Source organism: Flavobacterium sp. FlaQc-47 (assembly GCF_044006475.1).
Lineage (GTDB): Bacteria > Bacteroidota > Bacteroidia > Flavobacteriales > Flavobacteriaceae > Flavobacterium.
In genome coordinates this window covers 273,948-300,296 of record NZ_JBIPCQ010000006.1, presented here as the reverse complement: position 1 = coordinate 300,296, position 26,349 = coordinate 273,948, and the positions used below count along the sequence as shown (strand labels likewise).

The 26,349-nt window shown below is 36.4% G+C and carries 19 protein-coding genes; 11 read left to right on the top strand and 8 right to left on the bottom strand.

Features of this window, described 5'->3' with window-relative positions; translation table 11 throughout:
• The first annotated feature begins 180 nt into the window (after positions 1-180).
• From ACHRVX_RS19455 to ACHRVX_RS19420, 8 genes are all read left to right on the top strand, one after another.
• Positions 181-873 carry an RraA family protein gene (locus tag ACHRVX_RS19455; protein ID WP_395335260.1) on the top strand — a complete coding sequence of 231 codons (693 nt, stop codon included), beginning with the start codon at positions 181-183 and terminating at the stop codon, positions 871-873.
• An 80-nt stretch (positions 874-953) separates the two neighbouring features.
• On the top strand, positions 954-2,120 hold the full coding sequence (locus tag ACHRVX_RS19450) for a mandelate racemase/muconate lactonizing enzyme family protein (RefSeq protein WP_395335257.1): 1,167 nt from the start codon (positions 954-956) through the stop codon (positions 2,118-2,120).
• Between the two features lie 97 nt (positions 2,121-2,217).
• Complete coding sequence (locus ACHRVX_RS19445; protein ID WP_395335255.1) at positions 2,218-2,991, top strand: SDR family NAD(P)-dependent oxidoreductase; 774 nt, start codon at positions 2,218-2,220, stop codon at positions 2,989-2,991.
• Positions 2,992-3,882 (top strand): SMP-30/gluconolactonase/LRE family protein, encoded by an 891-nt coding sequence (locus tag ACHRVX_RS19440; RefSeq protein WP_395335253.1) that lies wholly within the window; start codon positions 2,992-2,994, stop codon positions 3,880-3,882.
• Between the two features lie 178 nt (positions 3,883-4,060).
• Positions 4,061-5,713 (top strand): sodium:solute symporter family protein, encoded by a 1,653-nt coding sequence (locus ACHRVX_RS19435; RefSeq protein ID WP_395335251.1) that lies wholly within the window; start codon positions 4,061-4,063, stop codon positions 5,711-5,713.
• Between the two features lie 10 nt (positions 5,714-5,723).
• Complete coding sequence (locus tag ACHRVX_RS19430) at positions 5,724-5,909, top strand: hypothetical protein (protein WP_395335250.1); 186 nt, start codon at positions 5,724-5,726, stop codon at positions 5,907-5,909.
• 263 nt (positions 5,910-6,172) lie between these two features.
• The gene (locus tag ACHRVX_RS19425; protein ID WP_395335248.1) at positions 6,173-7,294 is read left to right on the top strand and encodes an XdhC family protein; all 1,122 of its coding nucleotides are present in this window, start codon (positions 6,173-6,175) and stop codon (positions 7,292-7,294) included.
• Between the two features lies 1 nt (position 7,295).
• Entirely contained in the window at positions 7,296-7,886 is a 591-nt protein-coding gene (locus ACHRVX_RS19420; RefSeq protein WP_395335247.1) for an NTP transferase domain-containing protein, read from the top strand.
• A gap of 468 nt (positions 7,887-8,354) precedes the next feature.
• Here ACHRVX_RS19420 and ACHRVX_RS19415 read toward each other — a convergent pair whose 3' ends face one another.
• The gene (locus ACHRVX_RS19415) at positions 8,355-9,491 is read right to left on the bottom strand and encodes a cysteine desulfurase family protein (RefSeq protein WP_395335245.1); all 1,137 of its coding nucleotides are present in this window, start codon (positions 9,489-9,491) and stop codon (positions 8,355-8,357) included.
• 175 nt (positions 9,492-9,666) lie between these two features.
• Here ACHRVX_RS19415 and ACHRVX_RS19410 point away from each other — a divergent pair, with 175 nt between their 5' ends.
• The 3 genes from ACHRVX_RS19410 to ACHRVX_RS19400 are packed head-to-tail and all read left to right on the top strand — an operon-like array spanning position 9,667 to position 13,504.
• Positions 9,667-10,308, top strand: a complete 642-nt coding sequence (locus ACHRVX_RS19410; RefSeq protein ID WP_395335244.1) for a (2Fe-2S)-binding protein — start codon at positions 9,667-9,669, stop codon at positions 10,306-10,308.
• Positions 10,305-11,285, top strand: a complete 981-nt coding sequence (locus ACHRVX_RS19405; protein WP_395335241.1) for an FAD binding domain-containing protein — start codon at positions 10,305-10,307, stop codon at positions 11,283-11,285. The genes ACHRVX_RS19410 and ACHRVX_RS19405 overlap by 4 nt, the downstream gene beginning before the upstream one ends.
• Positions 11,286-11,293: 8 nt before the next feature.
• The gene (locus ACHRVX_RS19400; RefSeq protein WP_395335239.1) at positions 11,294-13,504 is read left to right on the top strand and encodes a xanthine dehydrogenase family protein molybdopterin-binding subunit; all 2,211 of its coding nucleotides are present in this window, start codon (positions 11,294-11,296) and stop codon (positions 13,502-13,504) included.
• Positions 13,505-13,612: 108 nt separating this feature from the next.
• Here ACHRVX_RS19400 and ACHRVX_RS19395 read toward each other — a convergent pair whose 3' ends face one another.
• From ACHRVX_RS19395 to ACHRVX_RS19365, 7 genes are all read right to left on the bottom strand, one after another.
• Positions 13,613-14,176, bottom strand: coding sequence for a DUF2911 domain-containing protein (locus ACHRVX_RS19395; RefSeq protein ID WP_395335237.1), 564 nt, complete (start codon positions 14,174-14,176; stop codon positions 13,613-13,615).
• A gap of 251 nt (positions 14,177-14,427) precedes the next feature.
• Complete coding sequence (locus tag ACHRVX_RS19390; RefSeq protein WP_395335234.1) at positions 14,428-16,236, bottom strand: glycoside hydrolase family 2 protein; 1,809 nt, start codon at positions 16,234-16,236, stop codon at positions 14,428-14,430.
• A gap of 25 nt (positions 16,237-16,261) precedes the next feature.
• Positions 16,262-17,149: a fibronectin type III gene (locus tag ACHRVX_RS19385; protein ID WP_395335233.1), complete on the bottom strand. Its 888-nt coding sequence runs from the start codon at positions 17,147-17,149 to the stop codon at positions 16,262-16,264.
• A 229-nt stretch (positions 17,150-17,378) separates the two neighbouring features.
• Complete coding sequence (locus ACHRVX_RS19380) at positions 17,379-19,793, bottom strand: glycoside hydrolase family 2 TIM barrel-domain containing protein (RefSeq protein ID WP_395335231.1); 2,415 nt, start codon at positions 19,791-19,793, stop codon at positions 17,379-17,381.
• A gap of 260 nt (positions 19,794-20,053) precedes the next feature.
• Entirely contained in the window at positions 20,054-21,232 is a 1,179-nt protein-coding gene (locus ACHRVX_RS19375) for a glycoside hydrolase family 88 protein (RefSeq protein WP_395335228.1), read from the bottom strand.
• Between the two features lie 298 nt (positions 21,233-21,530).
• On the bottom strand, positions 21,531-23,045 hold the full coding sequence (locus ACHRVX_RS19370) for a RagB/SusD family nutrient uptake outer membrane protein (RefSeq protein ID WP_395335226.1): 1,515 nt from the start codon (positions 23,043-23,045) through the stop codon (positions 21,531-21,533).
• A gap of 197 nt (positions 23,046-23,242) precedes the next feature.
• Positions 23,243-26,245, bottom strand: a complete 3,003-nt coding sequence (locus ACHRVX_RS19365) for a SusC/RagA family TonB-linked outer membrane protein (RefSeq protein WP_395335225.1) — start codon at positions 26,243-26,245, stop codon at positions 23,243-23,245.
• Positions 26,246-26,349 lie beyond the last annotated feature (104 nt).

Below are 26,349 nucleotides of genomic sequence, written 5' to 3'. Positions count from 1 at the left end.
AGTATATAAAGGTTGAGGGGATAAACTTAAACAATATTAAATATAATTATCACACGAAAAGACTAAGTGATTAATATAGTTTAAGTATCAGTTAACTTAGTGTAAATACCCAAAATGGTTTATGCTATACTTTTGAGAAAAGAAATTTATAAGACAATCAATAAATAAAATTTGAAAGTAATGGAAACTATATTTTGGAAAAATGACGAGGAACTTTTTGATATTGTACGTAAAGAACTTTATACGGCAGTAATAGGAGATATTATGGATAAGATGGATTTGCTGAACCAGTTTCTTCCACCTCAAATACAGCCATTACGAGATGATATGTTTATTGTAGGCCGTGCCATGACAGTACTGGAAGCAGATGTTGTTTCAAATTTCAGCAATAATAATCCTGTTTTGAACAGACCATTCGGATTAATGCTTGAAGCACTGGATGATCTTAAAAAAAATGAAGTCTACATCTGTACAGGTTCATCACCATCTTACGCATTATGGGGAGAACTAATGGCAACCCGCGCTCAGATATTAGGTGCCGCAGGGGCAGTCGTTGACGGTTATTCAAGAGATACAAAAGGAATATTAGATTTAGGATTTCCTTCCTTCTCCTACGGACGTTATTCACAAGATCAGGCGCCGCGAGGTAAAGTAATTGACTTTCGAGTACCAATTGAGATAAAAGGCGTAAAAATTAATTCAGGAGATATTATAGTAGGAGACATAGACGGTGTTTGCGTTGTACCACAGGAAATTGAAGTAGAAGTTTTTCGGTTAGCTATCGAAAAAGCAAGAGGAGAAAAAATAGTACAGCAAAAAATTCAGGAGGGCATGAGTACCAGAGAAGCATTTGATACCTATGGTATTATGTAAGATAATTTGTTAGAACTGAAATTTTGGAAAGCATATTATTTTAAATAAGAGAATACAATCAAGATATTAATACAACAGAGATGAAAATTATAGATGTAAAAGTATGGCTGGTAGAAGGAGTTAAATACAACTGGACACTTCTAAAAATATATACAGACACCGGACACACCGGAGTGGGAGAAGCCACAAACTGGCCGGGAAGCCCAATTGTTTACAATGCAGCAAAACACATTGGAGAACGAATCATTGGACTTGATCCCATGAAAACTGACTTTATCTGGACAAAATTATACCGTGATTTAAATTGGGTTGGACCTTACGGAGCAAGCTTATGTGCCATTAGTGGAATTGATATGGCTTTACTCGATTTAAAAGGGAAGGTATTAGGAACTCCTTGTTATGAGTTGTTGGGTGGTTCCTTTAGGAAAGACATCTTATTGTACGCCAATTATTGGTTTACCGGCGGAGGACATAATGCTCACGATTATGCTGCCCAGGCACTAAAAGTAAAAGAAGCAGGATTTACAGGATTAAAGTTCGACCCATTTGCACACACCAATTATTTATATGGTGAAGACTTATCGTCAAACCTCACCCTTACATCTGCACAGCAGGATTTAGCTTTCAATGTAAGCAAAGCAGTTCGTGACGCAGTAGGACCGGATTTTGACATTATGATCGAAACCCATGCTATGCTAAATTACAGAGTGGCAGTAAAAATGGCACAACGATTATCAACCTTAGATATTACCTGGTATGAAGAGCCGGCAGGTCCTGAAAGTGCAGATACTTTACGGGCAATGAGAGAACGTATACCATCAAATATTTCAATATGTGTGGGAGAAAGACATTATACCAGACATGGAATTCGCCCGGTATTAGAAAAAAACATTTGTGATATTATGATGCCCGATATTACCCGTTGCGGAGGACCATCTGAAATGAAAAGAATGGCAACAATGATGGAAGCCTATAATGTTTTGTTAGCACCGCATAATCCAAACGGTCCCTTGTCTACTTTGGCATCAGCGCATGTATGCGCTTCAGTTCCAAACTTTTTCCGTCAGGAATTTATGTTTAACGATGTACCATGGAGAGATACTGTAATTACACATCCTATAAAAGATATGATTCATAACGGACATTTGCGTTTAAGCGAACGACCAGGTTTGGGAGTAGATTTAGTAGAAGAAGAAATGGAAAAACATCCCGGAATATTGATTCCGAGACCTGGTTTTTATGTCTGATTTTATGCTGTGTTACTGGACAAATCAGCTAAGTCAGTAACATAAAGTGAATTTCAGCCGGAAAGCTGCTCAATATAAATTTGATTATAAAATAAATATGTTTCAAATAGATTTTACAGGAAAAACAGTTTTGATAACCGGCGTAACCACCGGAATTGGTGCTGGGATTGCAAAAATGTTTACAAAAGCGGGAGCAAATATTTCCGGTTGTGCCACATCTCAAAGCAGCGGTGAATTTATTCAAATATTAAATGATAAAGCTGTCAGGTCAATATATACACAATGTGATGTTACAGTAGAGGAAGACTTAAAAAATCTGGTTAAAAATACGATTGACAAATTTGGTAGAATTGATGTATTCGTTTCAAATTCCGGACAAAATGTGTTTGAAGGTACAATCAATTGTGATGAACAACACTGGCAGAAAAATATAAATCTTAATCTTGCATCGCACTGGCGATTGTCGAAATTGTGCAAACCTTATTTAGAAAAAAATAACGGAGTAATTATCATCATGACATCAAATCATGCTTTTTCTACCATTCCGGGTTGTTTTCCCTATAACGTGGCAAAAACTGCGCTGACAGGATTAGTTCGAAGTTTAGCAATAGAATGGGGACCGGAAATAAGAACTGTAGGCATTGCTCCAGGTTTTATTGATACACCGGGAAATCAAAAATGGTTTGATTCTTTTCCAGATCCATCAATTGAAAAACAACGAACAATTGATCTGCATCCCGTTAAAAAAATGGGATCGCCGGAGGACATAGGAGCGTGGTGTGTTTTTCTTGCAAGTAATTATGCATCATTTGCAAGCGGAGTAACCTACTTAATTGATGGAGGAAGAAATGCCCTAATGCAGGATCAGTAAATGCAAATCTGGAATGCTATTTCATTAAAAAATCCAAAACTAATTCTGGGAGAAGGAGCAATTTGGGGCACATTTCATAATGCCTTTTTTTATATAGATATAGAAGGGCAAAAAGTTGGCACAATTGATCTGGCTTCTAAAATCACAAAAGAGCGGCAGCTTCACGAGAAAATAGGAACAGTAGTTCCCACAGAAGATGGAAGACTCATTTTAGGTTTGGAAAACTCAATTTCAATTTTCGATTTTGATTCAGGAGAATTACAAGAGCTTATAAAACTCGAAGCAGATATACCAACAAACAGGTCAAATGATGGAAAATGTGATGCCAAAGGCCGACTTTGGATAGGAACAATGAATAAGGAAGCCAAAGGAACAACCGGAACATTATATAGTTTTGACGGCACAGAAATTATAGAAAAAATTCCAAATCGAAAAGTTTCAAACGGAATTTGCTGGAGCAAAGACAATACTAAAATGTATTATATCGACTCTTTCGATTATACTATTAAAAGCTATGATTTTGACTTAAGTAGAGGCACGATTTCAAACGAGGCTGTTATTGTTGAAATGAGTCATAAAAACGGTACACCAGACGGCATGACAATCGATCATGAAGGAATGTTATGGGTCGCCATGTGGGGAGAAGGTTATGTAAATAGATACGATCCAGCCTGCGGCAAACTGCTGGGACAAGTAGAAGTTAATGCTCCAAATGTTAGCTCTTGTGCATTTGGAGGAAGTAATATGACACAATTATTAATAACAACTGCAAGTACAGGATTAACTGAAGAACAGTTAAAACAATTTCCTGACAGTGGCACTTTATTTTTAGTAGATCTGGAAATAAAAGGAATTGAAATGAACCCCTTTAAATTCCGAAATACAATATAATTCATAAAAATACAAAACTATTATTAACTCAACCACAATAGTTTGATACCCGTTTTTTATGGTCGATTCATTTGTATAAAGTTGCGCCATTAACAAATTAATTTACCCGTGTTAACGCCGCTTAAAACCGGGAAATAAATCAAGCGTTTATTAAACTATTATCAAACAAACTATTACTATGAAATTAGAATTGATTGATTACCTCATTATCGCCATTTACTTTGTCTTTGTGATAGGCATTGGTTTTTTGCTCAAAAGACAAGTAAAATCAGCAAATGATTTTTTAATGAGCAATCGCAGCATTCCGTTGTGGATCACAAGTCTTGCTTTTATTTCTGCTAATTTAGGCGCACAGGAAGTATTGGGAATGGCTGCAAATGGAGCTAAATATGGCTTGTATACGGCTCATTACTATTGGCTTGGCGCAGCTTTGGCGATGATTTTTCTGGGCGTTTTTATGATGCCGTTTTATTACGGAAGCAAAGCCAGAAGCGTTCCTGAATACTTAAAACTTCGTTTTGATGAAAAAACAAGAACTTTTAATGCATTAAGTTTTGCAGCAATGACAGTTTTCTCATCCGGCGTTTCGTTATATGCATTAGCGATGTTAATGGACGTTATTTTAGGTTGGAATTTTGATCTTTCCATTTGGGTCGCTGCGGCAGTAGTATTTGTTTATATTTTTATGGGCGGTTTAACAAGTGCCGTTTACAATGAAGTGCTTCAGTTTTTTCTTATCGTTTTAGGAATTGCTCCACTTGTTTTTATTGGTCTTTACAAAATAGGAGGATGGGAAGGAATTGTGGCAAATGTAGCAGACTATAAACTGCATATGTGGAAAGGATTAGACGATCCGTCCCATAATCCTATGGGAATTGATGCCTTTAGTATGGTTTTTGGACTGGGATTTGTTTTGGCTTTTGGATATTGGTGTACGGATTTCCTTGTAGTACAACGAGCCATGATCAGCAAGAATTTATCTGATGCACAAAGAACCCCAATTATAGCCGCTATTCCTAAAATCTTAATGCCTGCAATTGTTATTTTACCCGGAATAATAATTCTTGCATTGCAAAATAAATTTCCCGGATTTGAACTCCCGGTAAATGCAAATGGAGATACCAATTACAATATGGTACTGCCAATATTATTGCAGAAATTATATCCCAACGGAATTTTAGGAGTAGGTATAACAGCATTAATCGCTTCGTTTATGAGCGGAATGGCAGGTAATGTTACTGCATTTAATACCGTATGGACATTTGATATTTACCAATCCCACATTAAGAAAAACGCATCTGAAAAACATTACTACTATGTGGGAAAAATTGCCACAATAGCCGGAATTCTAATTTCAATTATGACAGCCTATGTTGCCCGTGGTTTTAATAACATAATGGATTTACTGCAATTGGTATTCAGTTTTGTCAATGCACCGCTTTTTGCAACATTCTTTTTGGGAATGTTCTGGAAAAGAACAACAGGGCATGGCGCTTTTTGGGGATTACTTGCCGGAACAGCGACAGCAACAATTACACACGGTCTGACCGTAGCCGAGGGAAAAGGAGGATGGATAGCAAATACTCACGAGTATTTTTCAGGTACAAGTCAGGCGTTTAATATTGCATGGATTTCTTTCCTTGTATGTGTTGCCGTAACCGTTTTAATAAGCTTGTTTACAAAACCAAAACCAGAGGAAGAATTAGTTGGATTAGTGTACAGTCTTACACCAAAACAAACAGATTCCAGTAAAGTATGGTATAAAAATCCGCTATGGATGGGGGTTGCCGTTTTAATAGTTACACTTATGTTTAATATTATTTTCTTTTAATAAATCAGCTATGAATAAATTATATGATTTGCGTTTTGTAATTGGAATTTTCTTTCTAATTGTTGGTGTCCTTTTAATAGGTTATGCATTTATATCCGAGGGGCTTTTTGAATATAAAATGAAAATTAATTTGGCTTGTGGCGTACTCTTTTCGTGTTTCGCAGCAATAATGTTGGCATTAAAAAATCAGGAGTAATTCAGACTAAGCTGAGTGTTATTCATTTAATATCCAGTCTTTCAGTTTTTACCTTGTTTACCAGTAGTTTTTAGTAATTTTTTTGGTTAAAGCACTGTCATATACAAAATATGGCGGTGCTTTTTAATTATATCCGCAACATTATTTAAAATTTTACCATCATTATTAAAGACGTTATTTTATAAAACAGACCTATTCAATCTTATTAAAATCTGAGGTAAAAATCAAAAAAAGCCCTATTTTTGTTAGGAACGATTATAAGTATGAAGGAAATAAGCGAAATTTTAAAAGCATATTCAGCAGCAAAAGCAGCGGGAAAAAAGACAGCACTTGCGACAGTTGTCAAGGTTGAAGGCTCGTCATACCGTCAGCCCGGAGCACGTATGTTAGTAACCGAAGATGGTTTGCTAACAGGTGCCATAAGCGGAGGCTGTTTAGAAGGTGACGCGTTGCGAAAAGCACTTTTGTCAATAAATCAACAACAAAATAAACTCATTACCTATAACACAAGTAATGAAGATGACAGCGAAGTAGGTTTGCAGTTAGGCTGTAACGGAATTGTACATATCCTTTTTGAGTATATTAATGATGAGGTCCAAAATAATCCTGTTCATCTTTTACAGCAATTAGAACTTAAACGAAAAGAAGCCGTAGTTGCTACTATTTTTTCCCTTGAAAGACAAGCCACACAAATAGGAACCATATTATTTTTTCGGGAAGATATTGAGCCAATTTACAGCAATGCAATCGCATTGAATATTCTCGAAGAGGTAAAAGCAACAATCCAAAACAAAACTACAGTTGTAAATAAAATCGAAGATAACGATCACAACGAAGCCCTTCTGGCCTATATAAATCCTCCTGTTTCACTTGTTATTGCAGGCGCAGGAAATGATGTTCAGCCACTTGTAAGAATTGCATCATTATTAGGCTGGGAAATTACAATTGGCGAAGGCCGCGCCACTCACGCCACAAAAAAGAGATTTCCCGATGCAAAAAATATACTTGTTGTAAAACCGGAACAATTATTAGAAAATATTATCATAGACGAACAGACTTATTTTGTATTAATCACACACAATTACAAATACGATTTAGCAGTTTTAAAACTTCTTTTAGAAACCAATTGCCACTATATTGGAGTTCTTGGACCAAAAACAAAACTCAACCGTATGCTTGACGATTTGCAAAATGAAGGAATTCATGTGAGCGATGAAAAGCTCAATACTATTTACGGACCAATCGGGCTTGATTTAGGTGCAGAAACATCAGAAGAAATTGCCTTATCGATTGTATCTGAAATAAAAGCGGTAATGAGCGCCAAAAAAGGAAGTTCGCTAAAATACAAAACCGAGAAAATTCATAGCATAAATAATCTCGCATAATATGAAAGACAAAATTGGAATCGTCATTTTAGCAGCAGGAAACTCATCACGATTGGGAAAGCCCAAACAATTGCTTTCGTATAAAAACACAACTCTTTTAAAAAATACAATTTTACAAGCTTCTTTAGTTGAAAACACTGCAATTATAGTAGTTACAGGAGCAAATCATGAATTGGCAGAGAGAGAAATCACAGCTTCAAAAGCCACAGTAATTTTTAATCCGGATTGGCAATCCGGAATGTCAACTTCGATATCAAAAGGTTTAACCGAAATATTACGCCTTTATCCGGAAATCGAAAAATGTATTTTTTCCGTTTGTGATCAGCCATTTGTAACTACCGCTATTTTTGAGAATTTAATCCACGAACACCATACAACCAATAACGGAATTGTAGCATCGGCATATTCAGAGACGTTAGGAACTCCGGTACTTTTTCATAAAAAATATTTTAATGAATTACTGAATTTAAAAGGACAGGAAGGTGCAAAAAAAATCATTAACAAATTTTATGATGATACTGCTTCAATCTCTTTCGAAAAAGGAAATATAGATATTGATACAGAAGAAGATTATTTGAAACTTATTTCTTGAAAAAAGGTTCAGAGGGACAAAGCGACAAAGGTGAAGAGGTTTTTTGACGCAATCTTGTCATTTCGATCTCAAAGCATCGGAGAGAAATCACAATAGTGAACAGACAAATATTGGCGATATTCTTTACGGAGTTTTATATGTGATTTCTCCTTCGTCGAAATGACAAAGCGGCGCGATAAACGAATGGTAGAATAAAGTGTTCCGTTTGAATAAAAAGAGCGCCCTGTAATCAAAGCTCCATCGGAGCATAATATTTATAGTAATATTATTTTAGTCTTGGCGATTTAGCTCCATCGGAGCGACATATTTATAAGCAACATAAACATATCGTCTGTGAATACAAATATTAAGCTCCTCCAAATCTTCTTTAAAATAAAACTTTGCGACTCTGCTACTTTGCGCGATTATTTTTTTTCCAAAAAATCATGACTTAAAACAAAAAATCTGCGACTTTGCCCGATGATCTTTTTATAATCTTAGCTGTCTTACTAAACCCAAAACCCGCTCAATAGCTTCCTCAATCTCAACTTCAGTTGTAAATTTTCCTAAACTAAAACGTATTGAACTCAAAGCATTTTCATCAGATAAACCCAAAGCTTTTAATACATGGGAAGGTTCAGAAGTAACGGAAGAACAAGACGCACCATTAGAAACCGAAACATGCTGCAGAGCAAGAATCAACCTTTCAGAATTAACTCCCGGAAAGCAAATATTCGTAGTATTGCAAACTCGGTTTACAGCACTGCCGTTTACAAAAGATCCTTCAATTTGCAATAAACCTTTTTCAAGATCATCTCTAAGTTTGCTGATTCTTTTTTGATCCCATTCCATTTCCGCATGAACGATTTCACAAGCTTTTCCAAGTCCAATAATTCCCGGAACATTAAGCGTTCCGCTGCGTAATTTGCGTTGTTGACCTCCGCCATGTATTTGCGGAATCAGTTTTACTTTCGCTTTAGCGGAAATATACAAACCACCAATTCCTTTTGGACCATAAAACTTATGTGCCGAAAGAGCTAAAATGTCAATTCTTAGCTTTTCGACATCAACAGGAATTCTTCCCACAGCCTGAGTTGCATCGCACATAAAAAGAGCGTTTTTAGCATGAACTATTGCTGATATTGTATTAATATCCTGAAGAACCCCAATTTCATTATTCACCATCATAACAATCACTATCAAGGTTTGATCAGTAATAGATTCATTTAATAGATTTAAATCTAAAATTCCGTCAGAACCAACAGGTAAATACGTAACCTCAAAACCTAGATTTTCCATAAAGTGGCAAGTATCAAGAACCGCTTTATGTTCTGTAGCAACCGTAACAATGTGTTTCTTGTTTTGATTTGCCAATCCTTTAATCGCCAGATTAATCGATTCTGTAGCGCCGGAGGTAAAGATAATTTCCTCCGCTTTTGCACCAATTAAGTTCGCAGTTTGCCACGCAACATTTTCAACCGCTTCATGAATCGTTAATCCCGCCAAATGATTACTGCTTGCATTTGCATACGAGTTGGTAAAATACGGAAGCATAACGTCAAGTACCCGTTTATCAAGTTGGGTAGTTGCATTATTATCGAGATATATGATGGGCTTTTGAGACATGCTTTAATTCTTAATAAAGTAAAAATACAATTTAGGAATTTAATTTTTGCTTTTTTAATCATTCTAAATATGCATTTTAAATAGAGTTTATGTCAATTATGTAACTTTTTGTCACATAGGATTCTTAAATTTGTTAGAGTAACATTTAGACTTTTACTAATTTAAAACAGTATTCATGGCTGCCAAAAGAACAATTAGAAATAAAGCGATCGAGGAAGAATCCGGTTCTTCACGACGCGATTTTATAAAAAAGTCAGGTTTATTGACTGCACTTGCTTTGGCTCCGCCTTCACTGGTCATGGCTTCTGAAAATAAATGGGATGAAAAAATCGCCGAATATCTGGAAACAGTTCCGCTTTCGCTAGAAGTAAATGGCGTAAAACACACTTTGAATATAGAACCCAGAACCACACTGTTAGATTTATTAAGAGAACAATTATTACTTACCGGAACTAAAAAAGGCTGTGATCACGGGCAATGTGGCGCGTGTACAGTGCACGTAAACGGCACCAGGATATTATCGTGTTTGTCATTTGCATCCATGCAGCAAAATACTCAAGTGACTACAATCGAAGGACTTTCTCAAGGAAAAAAACTTCACCCAATGCAGGAAGCTTTCATTAAAAATGACGGTTTTCAATGCGGATATTGTACTCCCGGACAAATCATGTCAGGAATTGCCTGTATTAAAGAAGGTCACGCGAACAGCAGAGAAGAAATTAGAGAATATATGAGCGGCAACATCTGTAGATGTGGCGCTTATCACAATATAGTAGATGCAATTACAGAAGTTAAGGAAGGAGGAAAGGCATTATGAAAAACTTTCAAATAATAAGAGCATTATCATCTAAATCTGCCGTATCAAGTATTGCCAAAGAAAACTCCGCCATGTTTATTGCAGGCGGAACCAATCTTGTCGATTTGATGAAGAAAAATGTTGTCGCGCCTGATAAACTGATAGACATTAATGGAGTTGATTTAAAACAAATAGAATTCCTGACAGGAAAAGTTTCCATAGGCGCATTGGCAAAAAACAGTCAGGTTGCCGAAGATAAATTAATAGGGGAAAAATATCCTTTACTGGCATTGGCATTAGCCGCGGGAGCCTCGCAACAAATCAGGCATATGGCAAGCATAGGAGGAAATATGCTACAGCGCACACGTTGTTCTTATTTTTATAATACAGATATGCCCTGCAATAAACGTGTTCCTAAAAGTGGCTGCGGAGCGATTGGCGGATCGAATAGAATGCATGCTATTTTTGGTGCTTCGGATAGTTGTATCGCTGTTCATCCCAGTGATATGTGTATTGCGCTTGCCGCTTTAGACGCTGCGGTTTTTGTTGAAGGACCTAAAGGAAAAAGAGAAATTAAATTCACAGATTTTCATCGCCTTCCGGGAAATACGCCCGAAAAAGACAATACACTTTTAGAGAAAGAAATCATTACTTCAATCGAAATTCCGACTAATAATTTTACCAAAAATATTCATTACCTAAAAGTTCGTGACCGAAGCAGTTATGCTTTTGCCTTACTATCTGTAGCCGTTGGTTTAGATATTCAGAATAATACAATTCAGGAGGCAAGACTTGCAATGGGCGGAGTTGCACACAAACCGTGGCGACTTACCGAAGCGGAAGAATTCTTGAAAGGAAAAACAGTTTCTGAAACAACCTTCAAAAAAGCTGCCGATTTAGCCATGAAAGGTGCCAGAAGTTACGGTGATAATGATTTTAAACTGACGCTTGGACCAAATGCAATCACAGAAGCATTGACAATAGCAGCATCTAAATAATTCGAATTATGAGCAAGACAAGTAATATAAACAGAGTTGACGGATTTGCTAAAGTAACAGGTTCAGCGACTTATTCAGCCGAATATAAAACACCGGGCATTACCTATGCATGTTTGGTGGGAAGTACTATTGCCAAAGGAACAATTAAATCCATAGATACTAAAAAAGCCGAATGGGCGCCGGGAGTTTTGGCGGTAATTACTCATTTAAATGTAGACAAACCCGCAGGATATGAACAGCCCAAAAAGCGAGAAAATTTAGGTCAGCCTTTACAAATATTCAAAGATAATTCCGTTCGATATTATGATCAGCCCATTGCCCTTGTAATTGCCGATACTTTTGAGCGCATGCAATATGCGGCGAGTCTTATTAAAGCCGAATATTTGAAAGAAGAACATACAACCGAACTTGAAAAAGTAAAAGATAAGGGAAAATTACCCGGCGGAGAACGCGCAAAAGATTATAATCGAGGAATTGAGGACGGTTATAAAAATGCCGAAGTGGTTCTGGAAGAAGAATATACGATTCCTACCGAAGTTCATAATCCGATGGAATTAGCCAATATTATTGCGAAATGGGAGGGCAACAAGCCTGTTTTATATACAAAAAGCCAGGGTGTTGAAGGAACCAGAAAAAGCGTAGGAAACGTGTTTGGAATTCCTCCCGAAGATGTTGAGGTACATTCAGAATATTTAGGCGGTGCTTTTGGGATGGGATTACATACCTGGCCTTATGAAATCGCAGCACTTATTGGGTCAAAAAAAATAAATCGTCCGGTGAAATTGGTTTTGCACCGCGAACAAATGTTTACCAATGTTGGTTTTCGTCCGTACACAATTCAAAAAATGGGATTGGGAGCAACAAAAGAAGGTAAACTGACAGGATTAACACATGAAGCTCTGGCAATGACTTCTAATTATGAAGATTTTACCGAAGCGACCGTAAACATGTCACGCTTTATGTACGATTGTGCCAATGTTTCGACCAAATATCGAATTGCTGAACTCGATACCTGTACACCCATCTGGATGCGTGGTCCGGGAGAAGCTACAGGATCATTTGCCTTAGAAAGTGCGATTGACGAATTAGCGCATAAACTGGATCTGGATCCAATTGAGTTTCGAAAACGAAATCATGCCGAAAAAGATCTGGAACAAAATAAACCGTGGAGCAGTAAATATCTGTTAGAATGTTACGAAGGCGGAATGGAACGCATTGGCTGGAAAAACCGAAAAAACAAACCCGGATCTGTTCGTGAAGGCGAATGGCTTGTAGGTTACGGAATGGGAACGGGGACTTTTGGTTCGTTCCGAAATCCTACTACAGTAAAAGCAAAATTTCTGGCAAATGGTTCTTTGGTTTTACAATGCAGCGTAAACGATATGGGACCGGGAACGGCAACAATGATGACGGCAATTGGAGCCGAAATAACAGGAATCCCAACAGAAAATGTAATAATTGAAATGGGACGAAGCGGTTTGCCGAAAGGACCCACTCAGGGAGGATCTGCTACAACATCATCCGTAGGTTCTGCGGTTCATGATGCCTGTAATTTACTGGTTAGCAAAACGCTGGGATTAGCAACAGAAAATGAAATGTTCAAAAATAGCCCAATAACTGATTTAAGTTTTACAAATGGAGGAATATCATCTAAAAAAGACGCTAAAAAATCAGTCAGTTTAGTGTCATTACTGAACAATAATAAGCTTGAAGAATTATCAGTAGAAAATGAATCAAAAGGTTCTGAAGAAGCTAAGAAATATTCTATTTATTCGTTTTCTGTACATTTTGTAAAAGTATTGGTAAACCCGAATTTAGGAAAAATCAGAATTGCTCATGTAGTTTCCTGTGCGGATATTGGAACAGTAATCAACCAGAAAACTTCGGCAGGACAAATGTATGGCGGAGCGGTAGGAGGAATCGGGATGGGATTAATGGAATCTCTTGAAATCGATCACCGTTTTGGTCGTGCAATCAATAATAATTTTGCTGATTATCATGTTCCCGTAAACGCCGATATTGAAAAACAAGAAGTGTTTTTTGTCAATAAAAAAGATCCAGTCAGCAACCCAATGGGAACTAAAGGACTTGGAGAAACCGCTTTAGTAGGCATGGCTCCGGCAATTGCAAACGCCGTTTTTAACGCAACAGGAAAACGCGTCAGAGATTTGCCAATTACACTCGATAAAATATTAGAACCATCTGTAGTAACAGCTTAGGAATTTATATTAAGTAATTAAATTTAGCTTTTAAATTCATGCATTATAAAAAAAAAGAGAGACTATTTTTTTTAATAGTCTCTCTTTTTTTTATTTTACTGATGAAAATTATTTGATTGTAATAGGAACTTCAACCGTTGTTTTATCCCATCCAATTACCAAATTAGCAACAGATCCCTGAGTGGTAAAAGCAATTGATAAAGCTTCAATAGGAGTTGAAACTGTTTTTACAGGAACCGAAACTCTTGCAATATCTTTGCTTTCATCGTAGGCATAATTTCCCCACATATCAAGTTCTTTATTGATAATAATGGTCCATTTATCTTTTTCAGGAATAGCAAATAAACTATACGTTCCAGCCGGAATATTTTTTCCGTCAATTGTAACTGCTTTGTAGAATTTGATTTCTGTATTTTCGTTAGCACCAACTCTCCACATCTCACCAAACTTAAGCACTTCACCAAAAATAACACGTCCCTTAGCAGAAGGTCTTGCATAAGTAACCTTAATTACCGGTGATGGATTATCAGTTTTTTTGAATTTAACCGATTTATTTGGGAAATACGAAATATCAACCGGGCTTGCGTCCAGCGGAGCAAATTTCACTACGTCCTGAGCTTGAACTGTAAAGGCAGCAAATAAAGTAACTACCAGTAAACTTAATTTTTTCATAAGGTTAGAATTTTTAGAATAACTACAAAGTAAGTTAATAATGAAGAAAAATCATATCATTACTCTTTGTTTTTTGTTAATGAATTGATAACAGTTTCTAGATCGAAACGAAAACGTTAAAAGAATTATATTTCTTTCGCATCACTAGATTTGTGTGTTTTAGTGAAACGCTTTTTTTTTTTGCTAAAAATTCTATGTCCCGCTAGCTATCGGGACTTTGTGTTAAATAATTATATGCCAATGGTTTTATATTATTCTTTTTTCTTTTTTGCGTACCAATCCTGCATGATATAAAAAGCTTTCTTTTTATTACCATCGTTTGAGATTAATCCTTTACGATTATAGCCGTCCTGAATTCCCGGAAGTAATCTTTTTGGCGATCTGAAATCAACCAGGATCCACGGACTTAAACCGCTAAGATGAGGTATTTTTTCGATCATTTTCAAATTCTGAATGTATAAATATTCCTGATATTCCTCTGTCCAGCGCTCGTTTTTTTCTCCGTGAAAACCTTGTTTGGCATCTCCGCCAAATTCAGAAACAATAACAGGTTTGTTGTATTTTGTTTTCCATAGAATTTTTTCAGCATCTTCAAGATTGCCACCATACCATCCCAAATATTGATTGAACGAAATAATATCAAGATATTGGCCAATTTCGTCATTTATAGTTCCAAAACCGTTTCCGCTTTGCGTTAATAAAGCCGCGCTGATTAATCGTGTATTGTCCAATGATTTTGTATGATCGACCAGACTTTTGATAAAAGTATTTCTAGCGTCAGAAATTGGCGTTTCATTTGCCATTGACCAGATAATAATACAAGCCCGGTTTTTATCTCTTGTAATTGTTGTTGTCAATTGATCTTGGGCATTTTTATACGTCTCTTTATTGGTAAATTCAACCGTCCAGTACACCGGAATTTCCTCCCAAACCATTAAGCCTAATTTATCTGCCTGCCTGATAATATTCTCGTTATGCGGATAATGCGCCAAACGAACATAATTACAACCCAGTTCTTTCGCCCAGTTTAATAAACGCAAAGCATCTTCTTCGGAGTTTGCTCTTCCGCCTTTTGCATTTTCTTCATGAATGGAAATTCCGCGTAAAAAGATTTGTTTTCCGTTCAGTAAAATTTTGTCGTCCTGAGTTTCAATAGTTCTGAAACCAATAGTATCCTTTAGTTTTTGTCCGTTAAAATCAATTGTTACTTCATATAATTTTGGATTTTCCGGCGACCAAAATGAGATTTTCTTGGCAGGAATTTCGAAGTTTACAATTCCGTCAGTTCCAATTTTTCCTTTATAATTGATTTTTAATTCCGGAATTGAAATCGAAATATTATTTTGTTCCGAACTAAAATTGTTGACTTTAATAAAACCAGAAATCAAAGCCGAATTTCCTTTTTTAAGCTGAATGTTATAATCTTCAATAAAAGACTCATTTTCTTCAATCAAAGTAACGTCACGTGTGATTCCGCCATAATTCCACCAATCCGTATTGGTTGTTGGAACATCTTCTTTATGTCTTGTATTGTCTACTTTCACAACAAGATAATTGTCTTTTGGTTTTACAATCGAAGTTATTTCGAAATTAAAAGGCGTAAAACCACCTTCATGAGTCCCCAGTTTTTTCCCGTTCAAATAAATATCCGACTTGTAATTAATTGCCCCGAAATAAACAAAAAGCCTTTTTTTATCCTTCAAATCATAATCAAAAGATTTCTTGAACCACACATTTCCTTCATAATATTTAAGCTCCGGAATTTGCGAATTCCAATCACTCGGAATCGTTATTTTTTCCGATTTATCAAAATCATACTCCACTAATTCCTGCTTGTTTACCGCATGATAATTATTAAAAAATGCCGCATTTGATGGTTTCGTTTGTTTATCATACTGATCGTGATGAAAACTGTAAAAGCCAGTTTCGTAAGGATCAACAATATAATTCCAAACGCCGTTTAATGAAGTTACAGCCCGATTAGGAACATTCGAAATCAGGTTTTGTGCCTGCCCGATAAAGACAGTTGTGAATACTAATAAAGTGATTATTTTTTTCATTCGTATTTTTAATTATAATTTATATCTAATTAATTGTTGATGAAGTGATTATTTCTTTGATTGTGAAATCTGAAAAACGCATTGTTTCATCTCTCATATTTGCAATATCTTTCAAACTGCGATACATTCCCCATTTAGGTCTTATAAACGAGTTTGCAGTATAAACAATTCCTGTTTTCGAAGTATAAGCAGAACGAATCGTTTGAATAGTAGGATTGTTGTAATCCATTAACGTTTTTCCGTCAGTTACTTTTTTTATAGTTAGCGCGTAACTTCCTTTTAAACCCACTTTAATAGTTTCTGTAGCTTCAACCCAAACACCTTCAAAAAGTGACATATCTACTGATTGATATTTTGACATTTTTGAAGTTTTATCTTTTACATAAAGGAGTTCTAATTTGTCAACGCGATCTGATATTTTTCTCAAAGTCAATGTAAATAGGGGAAGATCATCATCGCCATCAACAGCTTTTATCTGATGAATATGCGTAAAACCCGCGGTGGTTTTAAAGCCAACAGGAATTTTAAAACGCCATTTGTATTGCACGGTTTCACCAATTGTTCCTTTTAAATTATCAGGAGAAGGTTCAAATGTTTTTATTTCGACCCGTTGCCTGTCGGTTTTGCCTTTTACGGGTTCATTATCAGGAGGTGTATTAGTTACATGTAAATTAAATTCAAATACATTCTTATTCAAATCCTTATCAAAAACTTCAGTGATATGTCGCCCAAAACCAGGATGAATCGCATCTGGAGCTTCTACAGCGCCGTTTTTAGTTCCGGGTGCAAACGCATTTGTAATCAATTCATAAGTTCCAATTCCGCCGGGACCATCAGCATTTAATGTTACTTGAGCATTAGTTGCAAAGCTTGTTAATACTAAAGCAATTCCGTAGTAGGTTATATTTTTCATAGTTTATATCGTTACTTTATTTCGAGAATAGGCGCAGAGTTGCCAAGTTTGTTTCCATTTTGTCATTCTGACGGAGGAAGGATCGCACGAGAAACTGCGCAACCATTGATTACTTTGTGTATAGATCTTCTTGTGCGATCCTTCGTTCCTCAGGATGACAAGATTGTGGGGAAACCTTAGTATAAAAATGCGCCTCTGCGACTTTACGAGATTAATTTAACCGCTTTTTTCAATTTAAAATCTTCAAATATTCCCCTTTAAAACTCTGATTCAAAGCCGTCATTTCAATCGGAATTCCGGATCCATCAGGCACAACTTCAATCGAAGCTTTTCCGTTTGCCATTTGTATCGATTCACTTCCCGTTGGTGTTCCCTGGCTTTTCATGGTTTTTCCGCCTTTTAAACATTGAAAATAAACACTTTCCTCATAATCTAAACAACGTAAATTGTTATTATCAATTGCAATTGCGGTAACTAAATAATTGCCATTTTTTAATTTTTGAGAGGACAATTGCAAAGAAGTTGCCGTATCATTTTTGTTAAAACGATAATTGACTTTAATTGTATCCGAAACCTTTTTTCCTTCTTTAGTTTCACCAATTGCAATCAGTATATTTTCGCCTTTCTTGAAATTGACCTCCCAAGTTAAGCCATTTGCAGGATAAAGCGAAAGATTTCGTTGCTTTTCTCCAAGCGATTTCCCCTGATGAAAAAGCGTAACTGTTGCACAATTACTAAAAACACTCAAAGTTCTTGGCATATTTTCCGGTCCTTGTCGTTCTGTCCAGCTATGCGATTCGATGTAGGTAAAAGGTTCATCGCTCCAGTAACTTTTAAAAACATAATACGCATCTTTTAGATTCCCGTTTCTGTCCACAAGACCTTTTTGGTTCATGTACGGGATTGCATCTTCCGGACGTAGCGGCGTTGCAAAATCCTTAAATGCCCACTGAATATTGCCCACAAACGTGGGATCATTTTCAGAAATATGCAAATGCCAGTCAAATAAATCAACGATATAATTCTCGCTCCAATCACCAATTTGCGCAATATTTGCCACCTTAGTTTGTACAATCGCTTCTTCCCAGCCTTCGGCTTTTATGATGTTTTCACCCGTAATCGGATTTTCGCTGTGACGTCCTACGTGGCTGTCACCGCCATATTCAGCATGAATAAAATGTTTGTATTCTTTTTTGTAAACATCAATTGCTTTCTGGTAACTTTTATAACTTCCTGAATACCAACCCGACCAAATAGAAGGGGAGAAGACATCTACAATTTGCGAACCCTCATAATATTTTCTAATCGCCGTTTTTCGGGTTGGATCCATTTTGTGGGCGATGTTATTTAATTCCGTTAAAAATGCATTTGTTCGCTCCGTATTATCTCCGTCAGGAAAATCAGGCAGCCAATTCATTTCATTACCCAACGACCAGATAATAATACTGGGGTGATTGAAATTTTGATTGATGATTTCTGCCAGCATATTTTTAGTGTTCGTTTGCCAGAGTTCATCGCCAATTCCGCCACGGCACCACGGCAATTCATCCCAAACCAATAAACCCAATTCATCACAGGCTTTATAAATTTCAGGATCTTGCGGATAATGCGCCAAACGAACAAAATTTGCCCCCATTTTTTTGATTGATTCCATATCAGCACGATGTTGCGCGTTACTCATTGCTGCGCCAACTCCTGCTTGTTCTTCATGACGATGTGTACCGCGAATCAGCAATCGTTTTCCGTTGAGATAAAACGGACCATGATCTTTGAACTCAAACCATCTAAAACCTACTTTTTCGTTTACACTGTCTTTTATTTGGTTTTTCTCAGATAAAAAAGCAGTGACTTTGTACAAATTTGGGTTTTGAGTATCCCACAATTCAGGATTTTTCAGGTTCTCAAATTTGATTGTTGTTGTTTTATCTGAAACTGAAATCGTTTTACTCGCCATCTTTTGTCCTTTCGGATTTTTAAGAATCACGGTTAACGATAAATCTTTTGCATGATCAGAATCGTTAGTTGAAGCAATAATATGTAAAGAAGCTTTTTTAGCCGAAACTTCAGGAGTTGTAATTTTTAGGTTCTCAATATGATTTTTGTATTTAGACAATAACCACACATCGCGTGTTATTCCGCCATAAATAAAGAAATCGCTTTTTTGAGACGGAATGATTTCAATATCATAACTATTATCAACCCGAACAAAAATTTCGTTGTTTCCTTCCTTAATAAAAGGGGTAATATCAATTGTAAAACCAATGTAACCGCCAATATGTCCGCCGGCTTCTTTACCGTTTACGTACACTTTTGTTGTGACATTTGATCCTTCAAAATAAATATAATAAAGCTGATTTTTATCGATCGAAGGAATGTTCAGCTTTTTTTGATACCAGCTTGCATCACGTCTGTAACCCGGATTTAAGTCCGTTGCATCTTCGGCATTCCAGGTGTGTGGTAAATTAATTTCGCTCCAATTATTTGCTTTTTTTGCCTGATCAATATTTGAAGTATTATTTTCCAGATACAGCCAATTTTCATTGATATTCGTTTTCGTCTGAGCAAAAGAATTACTTTGAAAAACAAAAAAAACAAGGAAAGCGAAAAACGAAAACGGTTTATAATGGGATGGTATTTTTTTCATAAATTCTTTTTTTTTAGGCTCATTTAGAGGTTCAAAGGCTTAAAGGTTTTCAGGTTCAAAGGCGCAGAGGTTCAAAGGTTCAGAGGTTTTTAGGTTTTCAGGTTCAAAGGCGCAGAGGTTCAGAGGTTCAGAGGTTTTTAGGTTTTCAGGTTCAAAGGTTCAAAGGCTGAAAACCTTTGTAACTTTGTAACTTTGCCACTTTGTAACTTTGAACCTTTGAACCTTTGTCCCTTTGCACCTCTGTACCTCTGTACCTCATTCTACTTTCTTCTCAACAATGCTTCCACAAAATAATAGTCGGCATAGGTTATAGGTTCGTCGATTTCATCGTGTTTTGGCCAGTTTCCTGTGCTGTGATCTAATATAAAAGGAGCATTTATTTTTGGATTTAGAATGTATTTATCTGAATGTAAAGACTTGATTATTTTATCGGCGAAAGCCAAGTAAGTTTTGTTTTTAGTATAACCGAATAATTCATACAATGCAGAAGCCATAACGGTTGCAGCCGAAACATCACGTGGTGAATTTGGAATCGCAGGATCTTTAAAATCCCAATACGGAATCCCGTCTTCGGGTAAATTTTTGTTATTGATGAAAAAGTTTGCCGTTGCCTCGGCTTGTTTTAAATACGCAGGATCTTTTGTATAGCGATACGACATTGTAAATCCATATACTGCCCAGCCTTGCCCACGCGCCCAAACCGAATCATCATTATATCCCTGAAGCGTAGTTTTTTTTCTGACCGCTCCGGAAGTTGGGTTATAATCAATCACATGATAACAGCTATTGTCATCTCTAAATTGATTTTTAAGCGTTGTATTCGCATGTTGAATCGCGACGTTTTCATACTTTTTATTACCGGATAATTTTGTGGCTTCAAAAAGCAATTCGAGATTCATCATGTTATCGATAATTACAGGATAATCCCAAATTTCCTTATTGAAATCCCAGGAACGTATTGCACCAACTTTTGAATCAAAACGAGTACATAAAGTTTCGGCACCTTTGATGATCACGTCTTTGTATTCTTGTTTGTTTTCGACTTTTAAAGCTTCTCCATAAGAACAATAAACTTTGAAACCTACGTCATGAGAATTTCGGTTAACGCTTTCTTTTTTACTGAAGGGCGTCCATTTTTCAGCTTGTTTTTTATAATCCTCATTTCCTGTTAATCGGTACAATTGCCAAAGATTCCCGGCAAAAAATCCGCTTGTCCAGTCTCTTGAAGGAACTTTCTTGATATTATTTGTTTTAATCGTCATACTGCGCGGCATCGACATAGAATCAACCCGATAACCGAGTAACATTTTGTATCTCGTTTCCAGAAGATGTTCTGTTGCTGCAGAAGCATTTTGGGTTGTAGAATTAATCCCGGATTTGCACGCTGTCACCAGCAATGCAAACCCAAGAATTAAAGCAAAAAAACTAACTTTATACATACTTGTGTTTTTTTAAAATTAAAAATTGAGAATTAAAAATTAAAAATTTTCCATTGTTTTGTCATTTGTAATATTCTAGTCTAGTTTGTCATTTCGACGGAGGAGAAATCTTCGCAAGAAGCTCCACATTCTAAATAACCAATCTTTGTCGAGTTACTTACGAGGATTTCTCCTCCGTCGAAATGACAAAAATGTGGTTAAATCAGCATAAAAAACTAAACACATTACTATTGGCGTACTACCGATTTCAAAGATTTTTAATTTTTAATTCCAAATTTTTAATTTATTCTAATGAATATTAATATCCGGGATTATTCGGTTTTAAATTAGGATTGATTGCTAATTCAGTTCCGGGTAACGGGAATAGATAATCCTTATTTGGATCAAAAGTATGAGGCTCAAAACCATTTGGACCAAATACTTCAGGACCGTTTTTCAATCTTTTGATATCGTACCATCTGATGTATTCAAAAGCCAGTTCTAACCTTCTTTCATTGATAACCATTTTTCTAAAATCAGCCTGAGACAATCCCGGTGTTACATTTGCAGGAAACGAAACCAGTTTTCCGGCTTTGTTTCTGGCTCTGGCACGCACTCGGTTCACATAACCATCAGCTTCTGTAGTTCCCGGAGTAATTTCGTTTAAGGCTTCGGCAGCAGTTAACAAAACTTCGGCAAAACGCATTGTGATGTAATTGTGTTGGGATGTTCTTCCATTTGCTCCGGCTTTCCCCGGAAAACGATAGTATTTTGCAATATGCGGACGTGGCGCTTTTTCATTATCACTTGAAGGAAAAATTTGCAAAGCTCCGCCCGGACCCGTTTTTTTTCTGATAATAGTATCAAAACTAACCGCTCTTCTATAATCTCTTTTATCCCAATCATTAAATACTTTTAAAGAAGGAACAGCAACCGAAAATCCTTGTCCGTAACTGTAACTGTCATCTTTTAAGGATCCTGTAAAAAATGCTGTATAATCCTGACCGTAATTTCCTGAAACCAGATTATTAAAATCAATAGTAAACAAAGGTTCTTTAAGAGCAGCGGTTTTAGTTGCATTGAACAAATCCTGAAAATCAGCATCTAAACCTAAACCAAATTTAGCTTCGTTCGTGATTACGAATTTCGATTCATCATAAGCTTTTTGATAATTTCCAAGAGTTAAATAAACCGATGCCAAATAACCTGCCGCAGTACCTTTTCCCGGAACTGCTTTTACTTTTGGTTTGTCTTCCAGCCATTGTTTTGCAAATTCTAAGTCGGCAATGATTTTTGGGTAAACATCTGCTTCCTTCATTCTGCTTAATGAATTTACCTGAGAAACATCGCTCACAACAAAATCCACATAGGGAATATCGCCAAAAATCCGAACCAGATTATAATAAGTAAAAGCTCTTGCAAAATAAGCCTGAGCCACAATGGCGTTTACTTTTGCAGGATCTCCAGGCGTTTTTTTAGCGCCTTCAATTGCCTGATTTGCCGCTGTAATTATGATATACGATTGTGGCCAAAAGTTAGCAACAAGCGCATTGGTATCATTCATATTCATATCATTAACATCAATACGTGCAGCCTGAGTTGTTCTGTCGCCAATATCTGCCATATCATCACGCAGCATTAGAGCGATTGTAAATTCACGTCCCCAATAATTATTGTGGGCAATGTTAGCAAAAGCTCCGTTTACAGCGGCCTGCAAGTCATCTGTATTATTAAAGAAGTTATCAGGGCGAATAATTCCCACCGGATGTTCTTCTAAATCTGAACATCCAAAAGCGAATATTCCCAAGAAAAGAAAAGCTATATATTTTTTCATAATATTATTTTTTAGGTATTGTGTGTAATAATTTAACACATAGAGACATAGCTTTTAGGCACGCTAAATAAGGCGTTTCACTTGCATTAATACTCATAGTATTTTGCGCATAACTATGTTTGAAAACTAGTTTTTTTTATTTCCTTCTTTTGACAAATAAAAATCTATGTTTCTATGTGTTTAAAATTATTTTTAAACTAGAATTTTAAATTGAAACCAAAAGTGAAGGTTCTTACATTAGGATAACTTCCGTAATCCAGACCTAAGTTGGTATTACTTCTGGCATTCGTATCATTCAGGTAATTTACCTCAGGATCAGAACCCGGATAATTGGTAATGGTCCATAAATTTTGCGCACTGATGTAGAAACGTACTTTATTCAAACCAATTTTAGAAACCACTTTTTCATCTAAACTATATCCTATAGAAATGTTTTTTAGACGAATATAACTGGCATCATAAACAAATCTTGAAGTAACTCTTTTAGTCCTTGCCGCATTTATTGGCACATTTGTATCCGTGTTCGTTGGCGTCCAGGCATCCAGAACTTCAGTCGTGGCGTTGTTGTTTCCGGAAGCCAGTTCCATTAAAGTATAATTTAAAATTTCATTTCCTTCTGAACCCTGAAAGAAGATATTCAGGTCAAGATTTTTATAAGTAAAATCATTATTCAAACCAAAAATAAAGTTAGGATTTGGATTCCCTATAATCGTTTTATCATTAGAATCCAGTTTTCCGTCGCTATTGACATCTTTAAATTTTTCTCCGCCCGCAATAGTTTCAAAATTGCCCGGAAGAACGGCTTCACCTTGTTGAATAACACCATCATAAACAAACCCGAAGAACGAACCCACCGGCTGACCCACTCTCAAAATCTGAGAATCTGTGGCAAGGAAATGTCCAGGCGTAGAGTTGATTAACAGATCTTTGTTATCGGCTAATTTTAATACTTTGTTTTTGTTCGAAGAAATATTAAAACTGGTTGACCACGTAAAATCGGCACCAATAAAGTTTTTAGTATTCAAGCCTAATTCCCAACCTTTGTTTTCTAGTTCTCCCACATTTTGAAGTTGAGAACCAATTCCCGAAATACCCGGTAAAGGTCGGTTGAACAATAAATCCTTCGTAATTGTTTTGTAGTAATCGGCAGTAATGCTGATTCTGTTATCAAATAAACCCAGATCAATTCCGTAATCCTGTTGGTAGGATGTTTCCCATTTTAAATTCGGGTTATCTAATGAAGTCAGCTGAACCGCATTTACAATTACATCACCACTAACATCATAAATCTCAGAAAATCTGGATAAAGTAGAGTAGGCGCCAATTGATGGATTTCCTGTTGCTCCGTAACTCGCTCTTAATTTAAGATTAGAAACTGTTTTGTTGTCTTTAAGAAAATTTTCCTTGCTGATATTCCATCCCAAAGCTCCGGAAGGAAAAGTTCCGTATTTGTAGTTTTTACTAAAGCTTGACGAACCATCGCGACGCGCCGTAAACGTAAATAAATATTTATCATCATAATCAAAATTCAATCTCCCAAAAGCCGAAATCAGTTCCGTTTCAGACAAGTTCGAATCCGGTTTTAAGAACACAGTTCCCGCGCCTAAATTACGATAGGAGTTTGTATTGGTTAAAAAACCTCTTGAAGCTGCATACGAACTTTCGTTTTTATTTTTTTGATATGAATATCCTCCAAGAACCGTCAGGATTCCTTTGTCGATAATTTCACGTTTGAAAGTCAGGTAATTTTCAGTCAAAAAAGAAGAAAATCTCGTGTTGTTTACAGAAGCTTCACCTTTAATATTTTTTCCTGCAATTAAAGTCGAAGGAATAAATCTTCCGGTTTGCGAGTTGTTATCGGTTAATCCTAAAGTAGTTTTAAAGTCAAGATCTTTTGTGATTTTATATTGTGCAAAAAAGTTACTTCTGTTTACAATTGAAACTGTTTCCAACACATTTTCCATTGCCGTTGCAAACGGATTATCGATATCATCGCCAATTGGAGCCGTTGTAGTATACGATCCGTCAGCATTATAAATTCCTTTGTCCGGCATAAAACGATACGCGGCAGCAATTACACCCGCAGCGCCAGTTCCGCCCGCACCAGTCTGGCTAATGATTCCTTCTTTGTTTTGCTTGCTTTGAAATAAGTTAAGACCTACTTTGAAATTATCAGATAAATCAGCTTCAAGATTACTGACAATCGTGTATTTGTCAATTCCTGAATTGATGACAACTCCGTTTTGATTATAGTAGTTTCCGGAAACATAATATCTCACTTTATCAGAACCTCCGGAAAACGATAACTGAGTATTCGAAATCATTCCTTCACGGTAAATTACATCCTGCCAGTCTGTATTTGCACCGCCATCAGTATGGGTTGTAAAACTTTTTCTATAGGCTACAAATTGTTCTCCGTTTAATAAATCCAGTTTATTGTTTACGGTTTGCACCGATGTTGAATTACTGAATTCGATTACCGGTTTTCCAGGTTTTCCTTTTTTGGTTGTCACCATAATAACCCCGTTTGAACCTCTGGAACCGTAAATTGCCGTTGCCGATGCATCTTTAAGCACCTCAATAGAAGCAATATCACTTGGTGCCGGCATTGCAACTCCAGCAAAACCATCCACCACAATAAGTGCATCACCGCTTGCATTGATCGAAGTTCCGCCACGAACCCTGATTTTTACAGGCGCTCCAGGTTCACCACCATTATTTGATTGTACAGAAACTCCCGCTGCACGACCTTGTAAAGCCTGTTCAGCATTTAATGTTGGGTACGCATTTAGTTCTTTTGCCGTTACAGAGGAAACTGAACCTGTGATATCGCTCTTTTTACGCGTTCCATAACCTACAACAATTACTTCGTCAAGATTTTTGGTATCCGGTTTTAAGCTCACATTGACTACAGTTTTATTCCCTAACGGAATTTCAACCGTTTGATATCCCACATAATTGAAAACTAAAACAGCATTTTTTTCAGAAACGAAAACACTGTAATTTCCATCCATATCTGTAGTCCCGCCCACAGACGATCCTTTAATATAAACATTCGCACCGGGAAGTCCCAGTAAATCTTCGCTGGAAGTAACCTTTCCGGTGACTTTTTTTTCCTGTGCATTCATAACAATATTCGCCAGTAAAAAAATTACCGGTAAATACCATTTAAGCGATTTGAAATTTTGGATTGTAAACATTCATTTTGGTTTTAGGTTAATGTTAGATAAAATAAAAAAGCAATAAACTCATTCCTATTATGATGATTACAAATAGAATCTGCAGCAATATGAATTTCGTTTTA